The sequence below is a fragment of the Ramlibacter sp. genome (assembly GCF_035548915.1).
Lineage (GTDB): Bacteria > Pseudomonadota > Gammaproteobacteria > Burkholderiales > Burkholderiaceae_C > Ramlibacter.
On sequence record NZ_DASZSE010000048.1, the window covers coordinates 1 to 2,657 of the forward strand.

4 protein-coding genes and 1 pseudogene are annotated in these 2,657 nt (G+C 66.9%); all 5 read left to right on the forward strand.

Translation table 11 applies throughout. The features are described from left to right. Positions 1-549: pseudogene (locus VHA82_RS21325) on the forward strand (hypothetical protein); the annotation flags it as partial. A 108-nt stretch (positions 550-657) separates the two neighbouring features. Further along, on the forward strand, positions 658-1,383 hold the full coding sequence (locus tag VHA82_RS21330) for an isoprenylcysteine carboxylmethyltransferase family protein (RefSeq protein WP_325547185.1): 726 nt from the start codon (positions 658-660) through the stop codon (positions 1,381-1,383). 37 nt (positions 1,384-1,420) lie between these two features. Next, positions 1,421-1,711 carry a chorismate mutase gene (locus tag VHA82_RS21335; RefSeq protein ID WP_325547186.1) on the forward strand — a complete coding sequence of 97 codons (291 nt, stop codon included), beginning with the start codon at positions 1,421-1,423 and terminating at the stop codon, positions 1,709-1,711. A 5-nt stretch (positions 1,712-1,716) separates the two neighbouring features. After that, positions 1,717-2,451, forward strand: coding sequence for a carboxy-S-adenosyl-L-methionine synthase CmoA (gene cmoA / locus VHA82_RS21340; RefSeq protein ID WP_325547187.1), 735 nt, complete (start codon positions 1,717-1,719; stop codon positions 2,449-2,451). A 24-nt stretch (positions 2,452-2,475) separates the two neighbouring features. Beyond that, positions 2,476-2,657 (forward strand): hypothetical protein (locus VHA82_RS21345; RefSeq protein WP_325547188.1); only part of this gene is annotated, 182 nt, incomplete at its 3' end.

The window sequence follows — 2,657 nt, forward strand, 5'->3', positions numbered from 1 at the left end:
ATGAGCAGCGTTCGCCCGGTATCGCCGGGCAAGACGCGGACCTGTCCCCACTGCAAGGCGGTCATCCTCGAAAGCGCGAGCGTCTGCCCGGGCTGTCAGCACCACCTTCGTTTCGGCGGCGACGCCGGACCGAAGGTGGAAACGCGCACGGCACTGCAGGTGGAGGGCAAGATCCGCCACCCGCCGCAGGAAGACCCGTGGGAATACACGGTGGTCGTCTTCGTCCGGAACGAGCGCGGTGAGGAGATCGCACGCTACGTCATCAACGTCGGGGCGCTCGCCAACGCCGAGGAGCGCGTCGTCAGCCTGCAGGTGGAAGTGATGCCGCCGCGGCCGGCGGTGCTTCCCGCGCCGAAGCCGGTCTTCGGCTCGCAGTCGCCGCTGGCCTCGTCACGGCAGCCGCTCGTGACACCGCCGCCCGCCGCAGCCAAGGCTTCGGCGCCGACGCCGCCGCACCAGCCGCTGCGACCCGCGAAAGAGACACTGAACCCGCCCAAGCCGGGCGATCCATACCCGTCGACGTTCGGCCGCGGACCGAAAACGCGCTGAGCGTCGGGGGCCTCGCGCCTCACCGCGCCCACATTTCATCGCCGCCGAGACGCGCGCCGCATCGAAGTGCTGGCGCGCACCATTCGATTGCGGCAGGATTCGCGCCCAATGGGATCACCGCTCGTTGCCCTCGGGGACTTCTCGTTCAAGTATCGCGGCTATCTGCTGCCGATCGCCGTCATCCTCCTCGTCCTGCCGAGCCCGCGCCTGTTCGCGGACCCCGCGGTGGCCGGCACGATCGGCTTCGTGCTCGCGGTCATCGGCCAGGCGGTGCGGGTGGGGACCATCGGCCTCGACTACATCATTCGCGGCGGCAAGGATCACAAGGTCTACGCCGAGAACCTGGTCACCGGCGGCCTCTATTCCCACTGCCGCAACCCCATGTACGTGGGCAATTTCTTCCTGCTGCTCGGCCTCGCGATGGCATCGAATTCATGGGTGTTCGCGCTCGTGGGCATCCCGCTCAGCCTGGGCATGCACAAGGCGATCGTCGCGGCCGAGGAGAACTTCCTGCGGAACAAGTTCGGCGCGGAGTTCGAGGCGTACTGCGCCCGCGTGAATCGCTGGGTGCCGCGCCTTTCGGGGCTGGGCCAGACCCTGCGCGGCATGCAGTTCGACTGGCGGCGCGTGGTGATGAAGGAGTACCGCGCGGGCTTCGACTGGTTCTCCGCGACCGCGCTCGTCATTCTGATCCGCCTGGGCCAGGCGAGCCTGCTCGACGACAACCAGATCCTGACGGCGGTGATGGTGCTGGTCATCGCCGCACGCTTCGTGTTGTGGTTTGCGTCCCGCCAGATGAACAAGCGGACGCCGCCTGCGACCGCCGGTGCCTAACCGTTTCGAAGCAGAGCTGGCGGCCTTGCGCGAGCGCGTGGATGCCATCGACACGCAGCTTCTCGCGCTGCTGAACGCGCGCGCCGCGGTGGTTCGGGACATCTACACGCTGAAGGAACGGCAGGGCGTGCCGCGCTTCAACCAGGCACGCACCGACGCGATTTTGCAGCGACTTGCGGCGGAGAGTCGGGGACCGCTCACGGCGCCGGAGGTGCACGCGCTCTTCAGACCGATCCTGGAATTCTTCGTAAACGTCTACCAGAGCGCCGCACGCAGCGATCGAGCTGCCGAAGGCGCCGGCGATGCGGGGACCAGCCCGCTGAGGTAATCACCATGGCACGAGACGTCATTTTTCAGGAAGAAAGCGCGGCGCGGGACTTCACCTTCGATCAAAAGGTGGCCGCGGTATTCGACGATATGGTCTCGCGCAGCGTGCCGTTCTACGGCGAGCTGCAGCGCATGCTTTCGGACCTGTGCCTCCAGTTCCTGCCGGCGCAGGACGGCAAGGTGTGCGACCTCGGCTGCTCGACCGGCACGACCATCGATCTGATTCTCTCGAATCCGGGCTGTCCGGCGAGCGCGCACGCGTACGGCATCGACAACGCGCAGGCCATGCTGGATCAGGCGCGCGAGAAGCTCGCGCCGCACGTGCGTGCGCAGCGCGTGACGCTGGTGAAGGCCGATCTCGACGGCGATCTGCAGCTGCCTTCGGTGAACGTCGTGCTCATGAACTGGACGCTGCAGTTCGTGCGGCCGATTCATCGCGAGGCGCTGCTGAAGCGCATCCACGCGGGGCTGCGTCCGGGCGGCGCGCTTCTCATGGCGGAGAAGGTGCTGGTGGAAGACTCTCTTTTGAATCGTCTCTACATCGAGCTGTACTACCGTTACAAGGCGCGCCAGGGCTACACGGCCGAGGAAATCCAGCGCAAGCGCGAGTCGCTCGAGAACGTGCTGGTGCCGTATCGCGTCGAGGAGAACGTGCAGTTGCTGCAACGCTGCGGGTTCTCGACCGTCGACACCTGCTTCCGCTGGTTCAACTGGGCCGCGTTCGTCGCGATCAAGCACTGAGTCGCGATCGGGCGCGGACCGCTCGTGGAGGCCTTGCCGGGCAACGGCGAGCGCGTGCTGTTCCTCGATGACGAGGAGCCGCTCGTGCGCCTCGCGAGCCGGATGCTCGATCGGCTCGGCTACCGCGTGGACGCCTACACGAGCGCCTCCGAGGCGCTGGATGCGTTTCGCGAGCAGCCGGCGCGATTCGATCTGGTGCTGACCGA

Excerpts from the sequence above, each read along its gene's own strand:
- VHA82_RS21330 (WP_325547185.1), top strand. The coding sequence starts at position 658 with ATGGGATCACCGCTCGTTGCCCTCGGGGACTTCTCGTTCAAGTATCGC.
- cmoA (WP_325547187.1), top strand. The coding sequence starts at position 1,717 with ATGGCACGAGACGTCATTTTTCAGGAAGAAAGCGCGGCGCGGGACTTC.